Source organism: Paenibacillus mendelii, assembly GCF_024498075.1.
Classification (GTDB): domain Bacteria; phylum Bacillota; class Bacilli; order Paenibacillales; family Paenibacillaceae; genus Paenibacillus_Z; species Paenibacillus_Z mendelii.
Genome location: NZ_JANHOF010000051.1, coordinates 1 through 2,380 on the forward strand (window position 1 = coordinate 1; position 2,380 = coordinate 2,380).

The 2,380-nt window shown below is 45.2% G+C and carries 2 protein-coding genes; both read right to left on the reverse strand.

Annotated elements, in window-relative coordinates; translation table 11 throughout:
* Window positions 1–337: 337 nt before the first annotated feature.
* Window positions 338–907: a dihydrofolate reductase family protein gene (locus NNL21_RS35945; protein WP_204822203.1), complete on the reverse strand. Its 570-nt coding sequence runs from the start codon at window positions 905–907 to the stop codon at window positions 338–340.
* A 249-nt stretch (window positions 908–1,156) separates the two neighbouring features.
* Entirely contained in the window at window positions 1,157–1,987 is an 831-nt protein-coding gene (locus NNL21_RS35950) for a GNAT family N-acetyltransferase (protein ID WP_204822202.1), read from the reverse strand.
* Window positions 1,988–2,380 lie beyond the last annotated feature (393 nt).

The following is a 2,380-nucleotide window of genomic DNA, read 5'->3' on the forward strand; positions in this document are numbered from 1 at the left end:
AAAGAGGATTACAAAGATTTAGGCAGTCATTACTTTGAACAGCGACAGCAAGAAGCGATTGTTCGACAAGCCGTACGAAAGCTCGAGAATCTTGGTTTTCAAGTCGCTCTTTCTAATTCGGAGGCCTCGTAACTTCCAAATGTTTCATAAATTCCTAAGAAGCACAGTTTTTAAAAACCATTAAAGCTGGGCTTAGTTTCGTGCTGCTATTTTTGGGTTTGCGCTAAGAGTAATTTTCGGGGTAGCTTAATAAAAACAAGGAGCAGCTGCCGCGTGAACTGCACCTTGTTTCGTTCCACTAACGTTTCCCGTTAGTGGAACACCTTGTACGGCACGGCTATTTCTCCAACTCATAGCGGGCCGCGATAATGCCCGATTTGAGCGTTCGGCTGGACAGCAGCTTGAGCCTGATTTTCTCACCGTCGCCGTGGAATGCCGATTTTCCGCCGCCCAAGATGACCGGACAAATCGTCAGCAGGAATTCGTCGATCAGGCCGAGCTCAAGCAACGTCTTCGCCGCCCCCGGACTGCCGAAGATAACGAGATTTTTGCCAGGCTGCTCCTTGAGCGCCTTGATTTCCTCTGCGATATTGTCCTTGATCAGCATCGTATTGTTCCATTCCACAATGTCCATCGAGCCGGAAATGACGATCTTCTTAACATCCTGCAGCCATTTGGCATGCTCCATACCGTGCCTCGACGCATTCGGATTGTCCAGCACCGTGGGCCAGTAGCTCTCCATCATCCGATACGTCGTGCGTCCGTATACGGGAGAGCCGACTTCGGCTACGACCTCCTCGGCGTATTTCTCTAATTCCTCGTTGTACGGAATCCAATCTAGTCCTCCGTTCGAATCCGACGCATACCCGTCCAGCGACACATGCATGAACAATACGAGTTTTCTCATGTTTGCTTCTCCTCCGATTTCGAATTTAGTTGTTCGATTTTTTGGCAGTAGGCCCGTGTTTCGTCCTGCTCTTACGTTCACTATAAATCATTACGTTACGTAAGGGACAAGTGGAAATCTGAATTTTCTTCGAAGACAACAATGTTGCGCAAATCTGTCCGTTAGCGCAACGCGGCTGCCGATCCACGCCGGCAGCCGCGTCTTAGTTGTTTTATTAAGCTATCGTTTCCCGTTAGCGCAATCGAACATTCATTTAGAGAAACTTGGTTGATATCTATAGTAATCTTGTGCATGTACCGCTTTGAACCCAACTGATTCATATAACCCTAGAGCATGATCGTTTTTCGTTTCGACTTCTAAGTGAACTGAGTATCCGGCCGAGCTTTGCTCTTTAATGACTCGGCGCAACACTTTTCTGCCTATTCCTTTGCCTTGGTATTCTGGCAAAATGGCAAATCCATAAATCCACGCTTGCCCCTCTTCTCGGCTCACTCGAATTTTCCCTACCGTTCCTTCGTTCACGACAATCATGAACATATCAGTGTTATCCCCCAAGGCCTTGCTTTCCATCACTCTGGCGTCTGCTTCGTCCACTCCGAACGCCGTAACGGATAATCGTACGCGCATTTCGTAATCTTCTAATGTTGCTTGCCTCAGAAGAATACTATCCGTTTCTTCATGAGGCTTTTCTTGCCACTCCATTTGATGCTCCGAGAATGCATACTCAGCACCTTGTTTACTCAAAAAAGCTTTTGCCGTATTGGATCCCACAGGTGCATTCAACAAGATTTTCTTGTATCCGTTTTGTTTGACCTTTTCCATTCCTAGTCGGAACAATCGATGGAAATGCCCCTTTCGTCGTTCACTTGGATTAACCATGCCACATACTTCGACTGTAGAACCAAAAGCGTACAAACCTAAAAACGCTACAAGTTCGTCATTTTCGTAATGAAAAAAATCCAGCTGATCAGATCCGCGGTTTCTAAGCATTTCCCAGTTAAGCTTCAGTTGTAAATGATCATGAGTTTCGCACTCTTTTTGCAATTGTTCTATATCTTTTAATTGTTTTGTCGTTATCATTTTTTCTCCTTTGGCTGTCCGCATTAATAAACTCAGTTATAACTGTTATTCTACCAGGGTATTTATTTTATTAAAATGACGGGCTGATTCTTGGCCGGGGCGAATAACTTAATGTGTCACTGCACTATCCTCCCTCTATGGAGAATCACTTTTCTCTTAAATACTTACGCTTTCTTAGATTTTGACCCAAGTTTACTACTTAGCAGATAACACTTAAGTGGTACGAAGTTGAAGAGGAAGAAAATTTTGGGGCCATTGAAGTACAAAAAAAAGTCTCCACCCAGACCACTCGTTTTAAAAAGTGGATGTTATGTGAGCTCATGGCGGTCTACCCTCCCACATCTCGCAGAGTCTACGCTCCCACATTCCTTCATTCAACCTGTCCATGAGGTG

Bases quoted from the DNA above. Each gene is read 5' to 3' on its own strand.
- NNL21_RS35945 (WP_204822203.1), bottom strand. From the start codon at position 907: ATGAGAAAACTCGTATTGTTCATGCATGTGTCGCTGGACGGGTATGCG.
- NNL21_RS35950 (WP_204822202.1), bottom strand. From the start codon at position 1,987: ATGATAACGACAAAACAATTAAAAGATATAGAACAATTGCAAAAAGAG.